The following is an 18,123-nucleotide window of genomic DNA, read 5'->3' on the forward strand; positions in this document are numbered from 1 at the left end:
CACTAAATCAAAAGCGATGAAGTCAATTAAATATATAATATACATAGCGGTTGCAGGAGTTCTCTACTTGTCTTCCTGCAAAAAAGAAGGGACGAATATCTTCAACATGTTCACAGACGTGGAGATCACCTTCCATGATACAGGAAAAACCAGCATCACCGGCTATAAACAAGTCATGGATGGCGATACCGTTTCGATAGCATATACCATTACATCCAAAAAAGACATGTATGCAGCCTGTCTGTTGGAGGTAGGTACCTCTTCTCCGGCCAAAGTAGATATAAAACCATCGGATAGAAGGAGCTTTTCCAATGTCATTAAGATCAAAGCCACCAGGATCGGCCAAACCAGTTACCGCGTTTACCCGTTGGACAGGCAAGGAGTTTACATGGGAGATGGTGGTAAATTGATAACTATCGATGTTGTCAATAACATGTCCTATTTCAACGAGCGGATAGTGCGGCCCGCAGATACCACTGCAAAGATCAACCCTTGCTTCCTTTCACTGACTACCGGGGAGACATTTAGTTACAGCGAAGTGGCTGCCAACCCTTCACTCTCCTCGAAGATCGATTGCGGCATCTATGGCGTGTTTTATCCCGAGGTGCCCGCCTCTGGCTCTACTGCCGCCATTCCGGAATACCACAGGTACTACCTGTATTCATTGAGCAAATCACCATCCCCGTTCACCGTGTACGATGTGGCTGCCTGGAACAAAAGAACAACCCTTTTCAGCAATCGCCTTACCATCAGCTCAAGCGATTTTGGCAAGCTCATTAGTGCATCTTCCCTTGGTACGGCTGCAGCAAAAGTAACCATCGACCAATCAGGTCCCGTTGAAGTAGCCAATAGTGCGCCCGCTGCAGGTGCGCCTGTTCCTGCTATAGGGACCAGTTGTGTATACTTTAAGACGCCGGAAGGCAAATTCGGTATCGCATACATGAGCAGTACAGGAAGAAACCACCTCACTGGCCGGTACCTGACATTTCAGATCAAGATTCAACAATAAGAAAGAGTGTATTGGTCAATATGTGGCGTATTGACCAATTGGGATCAAAAAAGGCCGGCCCTCCTGGGCTGGCCTTTTATCGTGTATTATAGCGCTTGGCATCACTGCTTGATCAGCCTGGTCGATTGCCACTGTTGACCATCATAATAACGTACCGCATACAAACCGGCCGGCAGATTACCTACGGACAATGGAATGGTTTGTACACCCGTCACTACCGGTAGTTTGTGGCTTATTACGTTACGGCCTGCCATATCAGTGATCAATATGGCTATCGTGCCTTTGATGCCACTGTTGATCTGCAACTGTGCCTGCGAACCTGTTACGGGGTTGGGCAATACTTGTATGGACAAACCATTATTGTTGTTGCGATCTATCAATACTTGTTTAGAGTAAGTGATATTACCCTGTTCATGCATCATGAGCCGGTAATAGTTTTTGCCAGGCAGATAAGATGCATCCGTAAAAGAGAAAGGATGAGCACAATCCTGTTGGGTGGCAACCACTTTGCCGATGGGCGTAAAATCGATACCATTGCTGCTTCTTTCCAGCGTAAAGTCTACGGCATTGGTACAGGAAGCCTTCCAGGTGAGGAGATTGCCGTTTGCTTCGGGCTTGCCCGTAAAAGATTCGATATGTATGGGCAGCGCTAATGCAGTGTTAGTTGCAAAGTAGAAAGAGGAGAATGAAGGCACATGCGCTATGTACACATAATCATTGCTCCAATTTACGGCTGTCGTAGCTATTTTAACCGCCTTCCCATCTACTTCAGATGCACAGAAATCATTGTTGTGGAAGATCGCAATATCTGACGGAACCGTTACACCTGATCCTGCGGTGGCTTTCAGCGTTTCGTATTCCGACTTGAGGATGTACAGTCTTATACTCACCAGGCTGCTGGGTTGGTGCTCCACCGTAAAAGTAAGGTTGCGGTCGAGGTAGAAAGTTCCTTTGCTATCCTTCCGCACGTTGCCATCGTTCACAAAGTAACGAACAGTTACATTGCCAAGTATATTTCCATTGGCGTTGATCTCTGCAACTGCCCTGCCTTGATTGTCGGTAAAAGGTATCCATTGGTTACTGTTGCCAGCCTGTATATTCACCGTGCTGGTGTTTGCGCAGGAGCCCGGGCTGCCGGGTGCTGTTGGTGCGGGAACAGGCAGCAGTACGTTACGGTCGGGCCACCGGCCATTCGCGCCGGTAAACTTGATCCGTTGCGTATGCGTTTCAGTCTCGGGATCATACTCGAAGAGTGTGCCGCCAAAGTTATAATCACCACCAAGTTGAGTGGTGCCATACAGTTTGTTGTTGGATAGGACTAATTCAGCCTTCGGCAATCTTCCTGTTGGATAGGTACTCAACTCTAGTTTTTTCGTGAGTGTGCCATCGGCCAGGTCGTAACAAAACAGCGCACCACTTAAATAACCCACACTGCTGTTGGCACAAATCCCATAGAATTTATTTTTATAGAGCACAAGTTTTCCAATAGGACTTGAACCAACAGTTGTCTCATCGAAATCAGCCAGCTTGGTAAGCCCGTTGGCAAGCGGGCTATATTCAAATAAGGTACCGTTATTGTTGGCCCCACCCAGCGCGGTAGTGCCATACAATTTATTATTGAGCAACAGCAGCTCACCTTGCGGTTGATTACCCGAACTGTTGCTGAAGATCACTTTTTGCGCATACGTGTATGTTACCGGATCATATTGGAAGATATTGCCCATGCCATTGGTGCTTCCGTCAGAACAAGTGCCATATAATTTGCCGCCATATTCTGTCAGCAAACCATGAGGGGAGCTGCCGGTAGTATATTGGAAATCATACCGCTTCGTGTAAGTATTGGTAGCCGGATCGTATTCAAACAGCACGCCGGCATCCGTTGCACCACCCCTCGGCGTAATGCCATAAAACTTGTTGTTGTAAACGATCATGCCGCCATGGCCATAAAACTGTCCTTCACTATTTTGCATGTGTACCTTGATAGTATAGGCGCCGGTAGCGGGATTGTATTCATAAATGCCGCCAATACCATGATCGCCACCCTCCTGCGTAATACCATATATCTTATTGTTGTAGTACACCAGTTTGCCGTCCGGATGTAGCTGTTCAGGACCACCGAGTATGATCTTCTTGGTGAACAGAATGGGGTTGATAGAATATTCAAAAAGACATCCACGGCCATAAGTAGCGCCATTACGCGTAAAGCCATACAATTTGCCGTTGTACTGCGTCAGGGCTGTTGCGCTGCCTGCACCGGTAGCGGGATCAAAAAATGCTTTCAGGTCCAGTTGCTCGGTGGCAGGATTATACGCAGTGATGGTACCCTCACCATCAAAACCGCCTGATGCTGCCTGAGTGTATAACAGATCATTATATACTATAAAAGGACCACAATTCAAGCCAGTGCTAAAATGAGAGAGCTCGCCTTTCTTTAAAAGGCTGTTATTAGCCGGGTTGAACTCAAAAACCAAACCATTGTCGGAAGAGCCGCCATTATTGGTAATGCCGTATGCTTTATTGTTATACCACGCAACCTCACCCGTAGGTGTAAGGCCGTTAATACTACTCAGGACCGCATGCCTGGTGAAAATATTGGTGGAAGGATCATAGGAGGTAATGGCCCCTTTCGTAGCATCACTTTGGTAAGAGTTGGTCACTGCCCACAACTTGCTATTGTATACACTGAAAGTGCCTCTGGGAAACTTGCCGGTCACAGCTTCAGACAGGTCTCGCTTCTTTGTGTAAGTATTGTTAGCAGGATCGTATTCATAAATAACCCCTTCATTGTTGATGCCACCCTCCATAGTGATGCCGTATAATTTATTATTGAATAAGGTTAGGTCGCCCGCAGGATATTCACCGGTAGCATTGGTAAACTGGTGTTTAAGAGTGAGCGAATTGGATGCGGGATTGAATGCAAACAGTATGGCGTCGGCCGGTGAATTATTATCATACGCCAACCCATACAGCATGCCATTATAAACGGTCAGTGCAGAACCGCTGCCTCCATGAAACCCGATGTCAAGCAGGTCTGCTTTTCTTGTATAAGCGTTCGTGGCAGGATCATACTCCACAATGATGGCGCCTTCCGATATGGATGAGTTTCCTTTGCTAAGCAAAGCATACAGCTTGTTGTTGTACACCACCGGGCGGTTGCGGCCGGTAGCTATGCCGGGATTGGTATATGTAAAGGTCTTTTTGATCACCTGACCGGTGCCATCGTATTTTGTACTATATAAAATACCCATATCGTCTGGACCACCCACTTGGGTAGTACCCCACAACTGATAGATACCCTGCGCATGGGTGACAGTCGATAATAAACAAAAGATCAGGAAAGAAGGAAGAGTGTAAAGATGTTTCATGGTGCCTGTATGTTTAAATACGGCTCCAAAGTAGAATAAGGACCTCCCGGAATGCAGTGACAGTTAATGAAACGGGATACTGACTTAACATTTTCGCAAATAACCCGTAAATAGCCGCATATACCCCCCGGCAAAGTCAAATTCTGTTAGCACCTTCATATAACAATTTAAGTTGCCATGAAGATCAAAGCCTACGGCGTTAAAGAAAAAGGAGGAAGGCCCGAACCCTTCTACTACGAAAAAGAAGTTGGCAAAAACGATGCACTCGTTAAGATCAGCCACTGCAGTATCGCCAGGGGCGATATCCAATTCATGAATGATGATTGGGGCGACACGAATTTCCCGGTGGTCACAGGACATGAGATCGTTGGGATAGTAGAAGAAATAGGCCCCAATGTTACTGATTTGAAAGTAGGCGATCGGGTGGGTATTGGTTACCAGCAGGAAGCTTGCTTTGAGTGTGAGTCCTGTAAATCGGGCAACGAACAGTTTTGTGCAGATCAGAAAGTGATAGCCGTGAACTGTTATGGCGGTTTGGCCGAACACATTATCACCGATAGCAGGTTTGTATTTAAGCTTCCGGCAAACCTCGATTCCGCAAAAGCGACCCCGCTGATGTCTTCAGGGCTCACCGTATATACTGCGATCACTAAGGCCAACTTGCAGGGCAAGGCAAGGGTAGGAGTATTGGGCGTGGGAGGACTTGGCTTGCTGGCCATACAATTCCTGACCAGGATGGGCCATACGGTGTCTGCACTTTCTCATTCCCCCGGGAAGAAAGAAATGATCGAACAGGCCGGGGGCACATACGTGGATAGCTCCAGTGAGCAAGATTTATCAGGACTGCATAAACAATTTGACTTCATCCTCTCTACGTTGAACGTAGGATTCGATATAGACACTTATTTAAGATTGTTAAAACCCCAGGGGAAATTGGGTTTGGTAGCCTCACCTTTACAAAAACAATCGATCAGCGTTGGCTTATTGTATGATTATGCACAGCGTACGATTTATGGCAACTATGTGGGCAGCCGCAAAGACATGACGGATATGTTAGCCTTTGCAGCAAAGCATAATGTTGAATGCATGATTGACGTGATGCCATTTACTGACATGGAGAAGGCAATAGACATACTGAAAAGCCAGAATACTCCGGCAAGGCTTGTCTTGGAACATTAAACCAACCAAACAATCTCTTGCCTTGTTTTATTGTTCAGTCAGGGTTTTATGTGATCTCTTCACCTGCACACTTATAAGCCAATACAGCACACTTGCTGCTTTAAACCACTCACTTAATAGTTTGTGCTTGGCTTGTTCATGATTTAAGTCGTTATTCGTAGTAGTTGATATTAATACCATTAAGCTTTATTCCTAACGAACCTTATTAACTAAAATGAGACACAAAATCATGCTGTGCATTGCAGTTGTATTCACTGCAATGCTGCTCTTTAATTCCTGTCAAAAAAGATCTGCCGGATCAATGTCCGATGTTGAAAAAACAGAACAGATCATTGAAAAGGTAGAAACCTGGTTAGATAAACAAAAAGCAACAGTCCCCACAGCTGAAAGCGCCAATATTGAACTACTGAAACAAAACCTTGATTACACACAACACAGGTTTGAAAAACTGAACGGTAATAAAGACCTGTTAATCATTCCTATTAAGGAAGCGTTCAAAGTAGAAAAAAATGTAGACCGGGAGATCATATCCAACCTCGTACTGGCATTGGATAAAACAGAGAACATTGAAAATGCTAAAATGGTCTTCTTTAAACCAAAAACGCCACAATCCCAAGTCCCGGAAAATACATTCCATAATATCTATAACAACAAACCGGTAGAGTTGGATGGCGAGGTTAAATTCTTGAGTGTAGGAGGTAGGTTTATATACTCTATGGGCTTTTCGGATGGGAAGATTTCTTCTTATGGAAGACATACAACAAAGCCTTCTTCTATTACGAAGCAGGTGCCGGGACAGCCAGATGCGAAATGTACAGCCTATTACCTCGTCATTTCTTATTATGTGGACGGAATATTGGTCAATCAAACGGAAACGTATTTAGGAACATATTGTACAGATAATGCTCCCTGTGATCCTATGAACCAGGGCTTTTGTCCTCCGGGTGATGGTGGTGGTGGCGAAGATCCCCCGATAGATTGTTGCATTCCTGATGAGAATGCACAGTTCACTTCAGAGGCAAGCAGCAATCCAGGTGCTGTTAACTGTCTAACGGAAAGTATTGATCCTGTTTCAGGAAAACTAACCAAAACATGTTTTTTCGAGTGGCCTAATTTTAGCAGAAACAATTTGTTGTGGTATAACTGGACATATTCAATTACTGCAACAGGAATACTCGAAAAAGAAGGAGACATTTGGAAGTTTAAGGAATTTACCTGCGAAGGCGCTGCCATAAAAGGAGGGCAGTCGCCTGCTTGTACTGAGACCGATTGCACTATTACGAATCGAGCAATATCCATTTCTACTGACAAAAGAAAGGCTCAGTTGATGATGCAATATTCAAGCACTATGAAGATCACGTGCTGGTTTAATAGTCCGATGGTTGCCCCTCATAATTATACATCCACTTGTAATTTTAATGCCCCTTAAATAAATTTCATGGCTTAATGGTATTTGTTGAACATAAAGTATATAGGCATTTATTGCTTGTATACTTTATGATTTATTTGTTATTCATGGTGCTGATAATAATACTTGTTAACTTCGTTACAGAAGCTGAGTTTCAACCCCATACACATGACCCCAACAGCCATCGCCGGCATTTCGCCATTCTTCATCGTCAGGGACGTTCCCGTAGCGCTGGCATTTTACCGCGACAAGCTCGGGTTCGAGATCACCTTTCAGGGGCCTTCTGAAGATGATATCTTCTTCGGCATCGTACAACGCGGAGCGGCAATGATCATGATGAAGGCAATAGGAGTAGAGCCTGTCCCAAACTATACACGCGATATCAAACAAGGCATTGCCCGCTGGGACGCCTACCTGTATGTCCCCGACCCGGATGCCCTGGCAGCAGAATACGCATCGCGTAATGTTGAGTTCTTTACCTCGCTGGGAGACAATGACGATGGTCTGAGAGGCTTTGAGGTGAAGGACGCTGATGGTTATTTGCTCTACTTCGGACGCCTTAAATAAGATTGTAATATTCAAAAGCCGCCCGTGGCGGCCTGCCTGAATGCTGACGGTATAAGCGCAATTTTGCGGCCTTTTATCCGTTTAGTTACAGCATATCCAAGCCTTGATTTTATGAGACTACTTACATGCGCCATTGCCCTTACCTTTTTTTCCCTCTTATCAATAAGCAGTAATGGGCAGGAAAAATTCCCCGACAATATCCAGGTTGTCAAATCGGAGAAGTTTAAAAGAGTAAAAGGTACAAGAGTCTTTGTTGTCACGCCCGACAACTATCAACCGGTAGAAAGCATGATGCGCATGCAAAGAGACAGTAACACTTATTTACGTGTGCTTGAAGCCCCCGGTGCAAATTTTCCTGAAATGAAAAGCAAGCTCACAAAAGAAGCCCTGGAAAAAAAAGGCACTAAAATAGATATCTACCAGTCAGTTAAATACAATGAATATGAGGCGACCTATTATGTAGGACCATCCACTACCGCCGGCGAAACCAAGATAGTATTAGCGTTTGGTGATAAGGACTTTGTGGTAATGCTGACAGGTACTTGTCAGACCTCCGATAAAAGAGCGATAGATGAACTAAATAAGATATTTAGTTCATCCTATTATGAAAAGGCTCTTGACCTTGACCCGTTGGATTTGGCTTACTTTAAATTCGACGAGAGCATAACGGGCTTTAAATATTTAATGTTTGCGAAAAATGTATATTTCTATACCCCCAATGGTAAAGAGGATTTGAATAAGAGCAGAGCAGGGCGGGACGCGTTACCAGGGTTTCAGTTCTCTGAAATAAAAGCACCCACTTTCGCAAAAGCCAAAGAAATTCTTGATACCCTTATCTCCGACTACGATGCACAGGGAGTTGATATCAGCAAGGTAACCCGGCAGGACATTACTATCAATGGCAATCCCGCTTATGAGGTCATTTTGCAGGCGAAGGATGCTGGTGGCGACAAGGCTACCCTCTACCACGTCATTATTCATAAGGACACAAAAGCGGTGATGTTTTTATGTTCTGATAGCGAAAGCGGAAAATGGCTCGATAAATTCAAAGCAACAGCCCGCAGCATAAAAATGTGATCCACATTTATTACTTACCTCGCACAGATGATTGTTGCGTAGCGGGATAATCCAGCGCAAGTGACACCAAAGCACGTACACCAAGCTTAAAACTACTTTCATCTATCAGGAACCCAGCTGTATGATGCGGCGCAGCTTTCCGCGGATCGGTCCCTTTAGGTAAAGCGCCCAGGAAAATGAACAGGCCGGGCGCCTCCTGTGCCAGCCACGCAAAATCCTCTCCAATAGTTTGTGCAGGTACAAAAACAACATTCGTATCGCCAGCCGCTTTCCTTAAAGAAGGAAGCATCTTGTTGGTAAGTTCAATATTGTTGAAGTTGACAGGATTGTAGATCGTATACGGCAGTTCCACCGTGGCCACGGCGCCATTCGCTTCAGCTGTTTTGGTAGCGATCAGCCTGATCTTATCATAGATCATCTTTTCATCTTCCGGACTTAGCGCACGAACAGTGCCCATCATTTCCACCTTTTCCGGTATAATATTATAGCGGTTGCCGCCATTGATGCTGCCGATCGTTACCACACCGGCGTTTTCTGTCACATTAAGATTGCGGCTCACAATAGTTTGCAGGTTCACCACAATTTGCGCAGCAACCGTGATGGGATCAACAGAGCCCCAGGGAAAAGCGCCGTGTGAAGACTTCCCGGTCACGGTGATCTTCATATCACAGGCGCTGGCCATCGTGCCCGCAGGGCGGTAAGTGATCTTGCCGGTCTCCGTCAGGGCCGCCATGTGCAGACCAAACACCGCTTCCACTTTTGGGTTATCCATTACCCCTTCCTTGATCATCAGTTTGGCGCCACCCTCTTCACCGGCAGGAGCGCCCTCTTCGGCAGGTTGAAAAATGAACTTGATGGTGCCACGCACCTGCTTCTTCATACTTGCCAGCACTTCCGCCACACCCATCATGATCGCTGTATGCGCATCATGACCACAGGCATGCATCACGCCGGTTTCCTGGCCATTATAAATAGCCTTTACATGCGAAGCAAAAGGAAGGTTGGTATTTTCTGTTACAGGAAGCGCATCCATATCGGCGCGAAGAGCGATCACTGGCCCGGGCAAACCACCCTTCAGGATACCCACTGCGCCGGTCTTGGCAACACCGGTACGCACTTCCAGCCCCAATGACCGGAGATGCTTCGCCACCAGGTCGGCAGTACGTACTTCCCGGTTACCCAGTTCAGGGTGTTCATGAATATCCCTTCGCCAGGCAATAACCTTACCTTCCACCTGATCAACCAACCGGTTGAGCGCAGCATCCTGGCCAAACACAAATACGGGCAATGCGAATAAAAACAAAAAGAGAGATTGCTTCACAGTCTACTGATTAAGTCGATAAAAATAACATGTAATGCTTATTTGCACAAATAAGATGATTTGTGCTCAATCCATCGGAGAAATCAACAATTCATCACACAAAATCATCAATTCATCCATAAGGAGGCCAAATAGCGACAATTGGCTTTAATTTGTAACGCGAGCGGGCAATATGGCTTGGAAACTACCTCGATATAGTGGAAAAGATTACTTCGTACTGGCATTGTGTGTTGGGCCCTTTACGCTGAGCATCAACACCATTACACTGGGCATTAAATACTTCACCGACTACCGCGTGTTCCTTTCGGCCACTGCGCTGGCAGCCACCGATTTTTCAGTAGGGTTCACCCTCTATTGCGTCATTGGCGTTTGGTTGCGCCAACGCTACAAGTCCGAGGAAGGTATAGGAGCCCGGATGCTCGTTATGATAGCCATCTTCATGGCGCTTACCATTGTGTTCCTCCTGGCGTTGTTCAAAGGCTACGGGCAAGTGCCGCTTTACCAATATACATTCAACCAGAGCTCCTTTGTTTGGGCCTTCATAGGCACCGCCATCTTTGTCATTTTCATCACCTTCGTCCAGGAAGGCATAGCCCGCTATGAGATATGGAAACATAAGATGAAAGAAAACGAGCAGTTGAGCAAGGCTGCGCGTCAAAACAGGATACAGGGACTCAAAAGCCAGGTAAATCCCCACTTTCTGTTCAATAGTCTCAATTCCCTGTCCAGTCTCATAGAGGAAGATGAAGAGAAAGCAGAAAAGTTCCTCGACGAAATGAGCAAAGTATACCGCTACATGCTCCGCAATGAAGAAGGAGAGATGGTGAGGTTGAGCGCCGAGCTCCGGTTCATGGCATCCTATTATTACCTGCTCAAAACAAGATACGGCGATGCATTGCAGATCGTCATCGATGTCGACAAACATCAATGGGACCGCTGGCTCCCATCATTAACCTTGCAAACCATCGTGGAAAATGCCTTCACCCAAAATGTGATGGCAAAAGAACAACCCCTTCACATAGAAATAAGTACGGCAGCAGGCGGTATCACTGTGCGCAACAATGTACAGCCAAAGCATAGGAGTGAGGACAGGGACATAGAATCGGGCATCGATACGCTTGTAACGAGATACCAGTTGTTTCACCAGGCAAAGATCGAAATAAAAGACAACGACAAAGAGCGGATCATTACCCTCCCTTTGTTCGACGCCGGAAAGGAGGGACAGCCATGAAGATAAAGGCAATACCCAAACTCAAAATATATTCTTTCCTCCTGTCCATGCCGGTTATTGATGTCGGCATCAACCAGATATTGTTCCGCGAAAGATTATGGAGTGAGTGGGAAATATGGCTGGTGTCGTTTCCCCTGATATTTGTGCTCGGCTTCTTTTCTTTCTATGCGCGGATAAACGCCACTGCAAAAGTAGAAAGAAAATACCCCGGACTGGACCAGACCTGGGCACGCATACGATTCAAAATATTGATTTGTCTGATCTCTATGATCAGCGGTGTCTCGATCGTACTCACGATTTACAGCTTGCTGCATATACAAGGATACCATTTTCAGGCATCAGATATTTGGAGCGGTGCGGTATTGACCATTTCCGTCAATATCCTGTTTGAAACACTCTACGAAGCCGAGTATGCAATAGCGAGGTACAAAGCAGCAGAAGAAGAAAAAGAAGTATTGAGGCAAACCACCTTCCGCGAAGAGTTCGACTCATTGAAGAACCAGGTCAATCCACATTTCTTATTCAATTGCTTTAATACCCTGTCATCCCTCATCCACGAAGACAAGCGAAGAGCCGATCGGTTTTTGAATGAGCTGAGCAAAGTATATCGCTACCTGCTAAAGAACAATGAAACGGGCCTCAGCACCCTGGCCAGTGAGCTGCGCTTTGTACATTCCTATTACCAACTATTGCAAACCCGTTATGGAGAGGGTATTCGCCTGCAGGTAGAAACCGATCCGCATTATGACAACTGGCTGCTGCCATCCCTGAGCCTGCAATTATTACTGGAAAATGCAGTAAAGCATAACATCGTATCCAGGTCACAACCCCTCACCATTCACATCTACATTCGTGAAGGTCGCCTGGTACTCACCAATAACTTACAGCGCCGGCTGGTCAATGTCCCCAGCAGCAAGATGGGGCTCAGGAATATACGGTTGAAATACGAACTGCTGCAGCAGGAGAACATTATCATTATGCAGGACCATAAAGAATTTACCGTGATCTTACCCCTCCTCGATGAATCACTTGGTTTGCTTCACCTGCAGAAAGTATCACCCTGAACCCGCACAAGCGTTTTCCTTTTCAACATATCAACTTTCCAGCTTATAAACTAACTCACAACTGATAATAACTGTCTGGCTCCGTTTTCTTGAAGGGACGTTTATCCCCGGTCATTTGCCTTAAATTCATTTCGATGGTCTCTGCCAGGGCAGTCATAGGCGTGTCGAGAGGCCTGTTTTCAAAAGGGTCCTGCATCAGGATGGAGGTTCTTTCAATAGAGATAAATACAGCAGGGATAACGATCGTCAACCCGATCTCCACAACCAGTTTTTCATTGTTCAAACCAAACGGCAATAAGGTGGCAAAAACATAGATGACAAAATGGATCAGCAGACTATAGGATTTGGGGAAAACCGTATTCTTGATGCGTTCACATTTTCCCATAGCATCGGTAAGCCGCGCCACCGTTGTATCCAGTTGTACCTGTTGATAACTGTTGATATGTTGATCCTCATACGCCTCCCGTATTTGCTGGCTATGCAGCGAAAGCAAAGCATTAGGGATGTTATCCATCTCTACCTGGTGCGATTGCAGGTAAGTAGAAACTTTATCTGAAAACGGCAGCTTTCTCAAACTTTCACCAAGCGCATAGCACCATACGATTTGGCGCTCAGTCAGGTCCTTCAAGGCTGCGTCGGGCGCATCCTTTGAACGGAAAGACTGAAATTGCCTGATCAATGTCCGAGAATCATTCACAATCGCACCCCAGATTACCCTCGCTTCCCACCAACGCTCGTACGATTGATTCGTCCTGAATGCAAGCAAAAGCACCACCGCAGTTCCCAACGCAGAGGTAATGGGGATGGGTACAGTGACACCCTTTACAAGATCAGTTTCGTCAGCCAGCCCCACGGCAATTGCGTAAAAACTGATGACGATCAGATCAGCCCAGATGATGTTGATGAAATCAAGGATTGAAATGCGCTTATTTAGTAGCATAGCCGGATAATTTGTTGTTCACCAACAAATTTGAATAAAATATCCATGCCATTACCGCCTTGTTGAACATTCCACTTCATTGGTTCTTGATGTGGCTTTTACGATGTCTGTCTGGTAGAATTACGATATAGCACGATTGTACTGAATGTAGTGATATCGTGTTTAATGTAGAAAGCGCATAAACGTAATGGTGAAAGATGACCACATAAATAAGATATTTGTTTCCGTAAGATTATACCCCTTAGTACATAACAAGGTTGATGAACGTCAAAAACAAACGTATACACGCTATAAATAAGAGTGGCATGGCAAAAAAGACAACTTTGGCAATAGATTTGCACTGATTGAACAAGCAACTTCTCTCGATTAAGAACTTCCCCTGAACTGTAAGCGCTCATATCTCCTGGGTCAGTCACATGTTGTAGCCGTGTTAAGCAGTAAGCTATTTATTATTTCAAGATATAAGGGTGTGCCGCATGAAGGACATGTATGCTCCGTTTTTAAATCCAATACCCCCAAACAGGCGCCTTATGTAGCCTGCATAGAGGTTGTCTCATTAGAGGCAGCCTCTATGATTTATACTCACGACCCCGAGATATACGCAATAAAATAATATAAGCCCCACACCACCACGCCCAGCACAAGCACCCACAACCAGGATGGAATACTCTGCGGCGTTTCACTGCCGGCAATAAGAAACCGCGTCTGATCGCCCTTGCTGTAAGCGTTGATCATAAGCGGCACCACACCATCTATCACAGCGTTTTCTTTGATCCCCTCGATGCTGATCGCAGGACCATTACGAACCTCGAAAGGGATCTTGCGAACGCCTTCCTTGCCGGTAGGATCACGGCTCACGATCTTCAGGACATGCTCGCCATCTACCAGCTTACGCGTATCCAGCTCCAGGTGCACCGGTGTGCTGAAGTTGGCGATGGGCAATGGCTCATCGTCGATAAAGATCAATATACTGCTATGGTCTTCCATATGGTCGGGTTAAGAATTAATGATAAGATGCTTGATATGCTGTTCAGAGCGTTCGCCCGGCCTAATAAGCCATTTGATTGAAAAGAACAACGTGAGCAATACCAGCACGGCCACTATACCAACAATGAGATAGTCCCATTCACTGTCGGGCCTGCCGCCATGCGATACAGCACGGGTAATGGCCGGCTGCTGCTTTTGACAGGCATCGCAGGCAAACACGTAGACCTGGTAAAGGCTGCACAACAACAGCAGACAAAGACGCTTCTTCATGGTTTGGGTGTTTTAGTGGACGTGGCAATATTGTTCATGATCTTTTGTATCTCCTCTGTGGTCACTTTCTTGGCGCTGTTACCCCAGCTTGTTTTCTCATGGTTGATGATGGCAGTTACCTCTTCAACACTCAATTTATTATTAGTGCCAACCGCAGGCATCGCTCCGTATCCCTCCTTCATACGGCCGGTGTAACCATTCATGATGATGTCCACGAACAATTCAGGATTTTCGTCCAGCACGATGGGGCTGCCTTTCAAAGGAGGAAAAGCACCCTTCAGTCCTTCACCATTCGGTTGATGACAAGCCTGGCAATTGGCAACGTATAATTCTCCGCCATCGACAGAAACCGTATTATCGGCCTTGCCGGCTGCAGCAGCCTTCTGATACAGGAAAGCCGGTGTCGGCTTGCCATCCGGCACAGTCGTTTGCTTTAGCGACAACAGATAATCCACCAGTTGAAGCGCTTCCGGGTTGGCCACTACCTGGTATCCTTCAGCCAACATGCCTTCTGCTACATGCACGATTACCTCACCCGGTGCAGGATCTTTTTTTATACGAAACAAAAACGGATAAGCTGGCATAATGGAAGCGGGCGATAGCAGGCGGGGATTATATAAATGCGTAAGCTGCCACTCAACTGAGGGCTGTCGCATGCCTATATTGGTAAGATCAGGCCCCGTGCGTTCTGTACCCATCAGCGTGGCCGTGTTGCGCCAGATATCCGTCCGGTGAATAGGCGCATAGTCCGCCGCCATACTGGGCCGCGATCCCCACGCCCTGTCCATCTCCACATTACGCACCTGCTGCGTATGACAGGCCACACAGCCATTGGCGATGAATACCTGACGTCCTTTGGCTGCACTCGCACTCAGCCGTTCGTAACCTGGCAACACAGCATTGTTGCGTTGATTGTTGAACGCCGGCAGAATGGCTACCAGCAACGTCAGTGCAAGGAATAGAACAAGCGCAGTACCGAAAAGCTTTTTATGATTGTTGAAGAGTTCCATTAGTCGTTGGTTGATAAACTGCCTTTAATTGTTGAATAGCCGTTTCGTTGATGTCGGCTACTTTCGAAGGCGCCAGCATCTTATATACATTCCAGGCAAAGAATAAATGCGAGGCCCACATAAGGCTGCCGCCGATGGCCCGCCATAACCAATAAGGAGCCATCAACACCACACTCTCTATAAAAGGCTTCTTTTCCATCCACATAATACCCCGCAAGGTGCTGCCATACATAAGCGGGATGGTATAGAACAGCACACCGATAAGCGCCAGCCAGAAATGGGCGCCAATGGTAATTTGCGGTGCTTCACGTCCCGTCAGCCGGGGAAGCACCGCGTAGATGGAACCCCACGCGAAGAAAGCAATGATGCCATACATCGTCAGGTGCGAATGAGCTACCGTGAAGTCAGTAAAATGCCACAACAGGTTGGTAAACCGGAAGGCCTCTGCCGTACCCTGCAAAGAGCCGGTAACATAAAATACAACCCCGGTAAGAAAGAAAGGAAGCGTATAGCTGCCAGCCAGCTTGTGCCAGGCCCCTTTGAAAGTGAGCAGGAAATTGGTGAACCCTGCACACACCGGTATGATCATACCAATACTGCCAACGATAGCAGTCGTTTGCAGCCACCACGGAATAGAGCTGAATACAAAGTGATGCGTGCCGATAACCGTATAAAAAAAGATCTGCGCCCAGAAAGCAAGAATACCAAGACTATAAGAATAAATAGGCTTATTCAATTGCTGCGGCAGGAAATAATAAACGATACCAAGCGTAAACAACATAAACCACATGCCTACACCCTGGTGCATATAATAACCCTGCACGATCGTTTCACCCAGTCCATCCTGCCACCAGGGCAGGTAAGCCACCAACGTGATCACCAGCGCAAACATAATGGCCGCCACGATATACCAATTCGAAATGTAAATTTCTTTGGTAGTGCGTCGCGCAATAGTCTGCAAAAAGTTATGAAGCGTCAGCACAAGCCCCGCTGCAAACAACAACATCACCGGCCAGACATATTCACGGTATTCACCACCACCATTGTTGATCCCGGCCATGAGGCATAAACTGCCAGCTATAACTGCCCCATTGATGAGCGCCAGTGCATACCAACCAACTTTAATACTGTACAGTTTAGTATTACTCACCATGGGTACAATGTAATGCCCCAGACCCAGCATAGCCAGCGACGACCAGCCCCAGAATACCATATTCGTATGCACGGGGCGCAGACGGCCAAAACTTAGCCAGCTGGTGTGATCGATGTCCGGCGACACGAACTTGATGCCCAGGTACTCACCGGCCGTAGTACCAAGCACCAGCCAAAAAGCTGCGCAGCACAAATACCAAATGATGAGCCGGGCCAGTTCGGGAGTGATGTCTGGCCGTTTGATTGCTTTCTTTTTAACCGCCACGAAAGGGATTGTTTCTTCAGTGCCCGTTTCGGAGATCAACCCCTTTTTATCCAACACAGTTTCCATCCCCGAAAGCTCGTGATTGGTAAGATGAAAATCGAGCGCCGCTTTCCTTTGCACCAGCTGTTCGTGCAACACCTGTTCATCCATTGATTGAAGATGAGCAGCAAGCTGCTTCCCTTCCCGGATATTATGCTGGTCCTGCTGTCGGCGGAAAAGGCGGGCCGCCTTCACGATCATCAGCAGAAGACCAACGAATAGCGGGATCATGATCAATACGATGGTGATAAGGATACCCGGTTGGTCCGTAAGCGAGCCACCGGCATCTTGTGCATGCGTTCCACCGGATGCCAGCAACAAAGCGATGGTGATCCATACCGGTAAAGTATTCTTTTTCTGCTCACTTTGCAGGATGTCGTCTATTTGTGCACTGCTGAAGCGATTGAAGTAACGTTTAAAGATGCCCGGATGATCAGCGTCCGCTTTTTCTTTGAGCTTGGTTAAGGAAGATTGTATACGCAGCAGCAGGAATAGAGCCGCCGCCAACATGGCGAGAGCAATAAAACAGGCGAATAACAGCCAGTTATGGCTTACTGCATTGCTAACCTGTTTGGGCTGTGCTGTTTGGCCCATAGCCGTCGACGTTGCCAGCAGGATGATGGTAGCAGATAGTAAACGTTTCGGTAAAATAGTTAGGATGATCATACAAAAGGGGTAGGTGAACTAAGGTGAGTTTCCCTGAGCGCTGCTTTGCCGGGCAGCGGGGAGGCTCACCTTGGAATCATTGCTACAAAGTTGAATGATCAGGAAAGTAAAGTCAAGGTAGCGATAGCGGCTTTCGTTGTATATTCTTAATATGGAAAGTGGACTTAATATCTTAGCTACAGGATACAAACCAGGACGCCGGAAAGCAGGAAAAATAAAACCTTGATTTTATCCTTCCCAACTTTCCGTCTTCCCGGCACAGACTCAACCCGGCAACGGAGTTCCTGCTGAAACGGGGACCCCGGCAAAACCACCAAAGATTGCAGGAAGCATCCTGGCTGGCTGTTGAACAGAAGCATGTCAATAGTTTGCTCACAACAATGAGCTACTACTTAAAACAACTACTGAACAACGATTACCGGAGTGTGGGCGAGGTAGCAGTGTACTGCCGTTGCCGGTGCTGTTTGCGTCATCCTGAATAAGTAGAAAGTTAGTAGAAGACGGCGGATAACGCCTTCCCGTCTTCCCGGCTAAAATGCGCAACAATATATAGAGTTGGCCGTGGCCAGCAGA

14 protein-coding genes are annotated in these 18,123 nt (G+C 46.6%); 7 read left to right on the forward strand and 7 right to left on the reverse strand.

All coding sequences use genetic code 11. The annotated features are described in order from the left end of the window. Positions 1-16: 16 nt before the first annotated feature. Complete coding sequence (locus AC5JBY_RS15420; RefSeq protein ID WP_495905503.1) at positions 17-1,009, forward strand: hypothetical protein; 993 nt, start codon at positions 17-19, stop codon at positions 1,007-1,009. A 101-nt stretch (positions 1,010-1,110) separates the two neighbouring features. Here the strand turns inward: AC5JBY_RS15420 and AC5JBY_RS15425 are convergent, their stop codons facing one another. Beyond that, complete coding sequence (locus tag AC5JBY_RS15425; RefSeq protein ID WP_495905504.1) at positions 1,111-4,374, reverse strand: choice-of-anchor tandem repeat GloVer-containing protein; 3,264 nt, start codon at positions 4,372-4,374, stop codon at positions 1,111-1,113. Positions 4,375-4,551: 177 nt separating this feature from the next. Here AC5JBY_RS15425 and AC5JBY_RS15430 point away from each other — a divergent pair, with 177 nt between their 5' ends. The 4 genes from AC5JBY_RS15430 (at position 4,552) to AC5JBY_RS15445 (ending at position 8,605) form a co-directional block, all read left to right on the forward strand. Continuing rightward, on the forward strand, positions 4,552-5,553 hold the full coding sequence (locus AC5JBY_RS15430) for an NAD(P)-dependent alcohol dehydrogenase (protein ID WP_495905505.1): 1,002 nt from the start codon (positions 4,552-4,554) through the stop codon (positions 5,551-5,553). A 214-nt stretch (positions 5,554-5,767) separates the two neighbouring features. Further along, complete coding sequence (locus tag AC5JBY_RS15435; RefSeq protein ID WP_495905506.1) at positions 5,768-6,982, forward strand: hypothetical protein; 1,215 nt, start codon at positions 5,768-5,770, stop codon at positions 6,980-6,982. A 147-nt stretch (positions 6,983-7,129) separates the two neighbouring features. Further along, on the forward strand, positions 7,130-7,528 hold the full coding sequence (locus AC5JBY_RS15440; RefSeq protein ID WP_495905507.1) for a VOC family protein: 399 nt from the start codon (positions 7,130-7,132) through the stop codon (positions 7,526-7,528). 24 nt (positions 7,529-7,552) lie between these two features. Beyond that, a complete protein-coding gene (locus AC5JBY_RS15445) occupies positions 7,553-8,605 on the forward strand; it encodes a hypothetical protein (protein ID WP_495905508.1) in 1,053 nt (350 codons plus the stop codon). A 10-nt stretch (positions 8,606-8,615) separates the two neighbouring features. Here the strand turns inward: AC5JBY_RS15445 and AC5JBY_RS15450 are convergent, their stop codons facing one another. Beyond that, positions 8,616-9,926 (reverse strand): amidohydrolase, encoded by a 1,311-nt coding sequence (locus AC5JBY_RS15450; protein ID WP_495905509.1) that lies wholly within the window; start codon positions 9,924-9,926, stop codon positions 8,616-8,618. Positions 9,927-10,098: 172 nt separating this feature from the next. Here AC5JBY_RS15450 and AC5JBY_RS15455 point away from each other — a divergent pair, with 172 nt between their 5' ends. Both AC5JBY_RS15455 and AC5JBY_RS15460 read left to right on the forward strand, forming a co-directional pair. After that, positions 10,099-11,157 carry a sensor histidine kinase gene (locus AC5JBY_RS15455; RefSeq protein ID WP_495905510.1) on the forward strand — a complete coding sequence of 353 codons (1,059 nt, stop codon included), beginning with the start codon at positions 10,099-10,101 and terminating at the stop codon, positions 11,155-11,157. Beyond that, entirely contained in the window at positions 11,154-12,221 is a 1,068-nt protein-coding gene (locus AC5JBY_RS15460) for a sensor histidine kinase (protein WP_495905511.1), read from the forward strand. Before AC5JBY_RS15455 ends, AC5JBY_RS15460 begins: the two co-directional genes overlap by 4 nt. A gap of 55 nt (positions 12,222-12,276) precedes the next feature. On the opposite strand, the gene AC5JBY_RS15465 is transcribed toward AC5JBY_RS15460, so the two are convergent. The 5 genes from AC5JBY_RS15465 to AC5JBY_RS15485 all read right to left on the reverse strand — a co-directional run bounded on the left by AC5JBY_RS15465 (position 12,277) and on the right by AC5JBY_RS15485 (position 17,550). Continuing rightward, complete coding sequence (locus AC5JBY_RS15465; RefSeq protein WP_495905512.1) at positions 12,277-13,161, reverse strand: bestrophin family protein; 885 nt, start codon at positions 13,159-13,161, stop codon at positions 12,277-12,279. Between the two features lie 582 nt (positions 13,162-13,743). Next, positions 13,744-14,148, reverse strand: coding sequence for a cytochrome C (locus AC5JBY_RS15470; RefSeq protein WP_495905513.1), 405 nt, complete (start codon positions 14,146-14,148; stop codon positions 13,744-13,746). Between the two features lie 9 nt (positions 14,149-14,157). Next, positions 14,158-14,418: a hypothetical protein gene (locus tag AC5JBY_RS15475; protein ID WP_495905514.1), complete on the reverse strand. Its 261-nt coding sequence runs from the start codon at positions 14,416-14,418 to the stop codon at positions 14,158-14,160. After that, entirely contained in the window at positions 14,415-15,428 is a 1,014-nt protein-coding gene (locus AC5JBY_RS15480) for a cbb3-type cytochrome c oxidase subunit II (protein ID WP_495905515.1), read from the reverse strand. Before AC5JBY_RS15480 ends, AC5JBY_RS15475 begins: the two co-directional genes overlap by 4 nt. After that, the gene (locus AC5JBY_RS15485) at positions 15,406-17,550 is read right to left on the reverse strand and encodes a cbb3-type cytochrome c oxidase subunit I (RefSeq protein ID WP_495905516.1); all 2,145 of its coding nucleotides are present in this window, start codon (positions 17,548-17,550) and stop codon (positions 15,406-15,408) included. Before AC5JBY_RS15485 ends, AC5JBY_RS15480 begins: the two co-directional genes overlap by 23 nt. Positions 17,551-18,123 lie beyond the last annotated feature (573 nt).

It is taken from the genome of Paraflavitalea sp. (assembly GCF_059502485.1).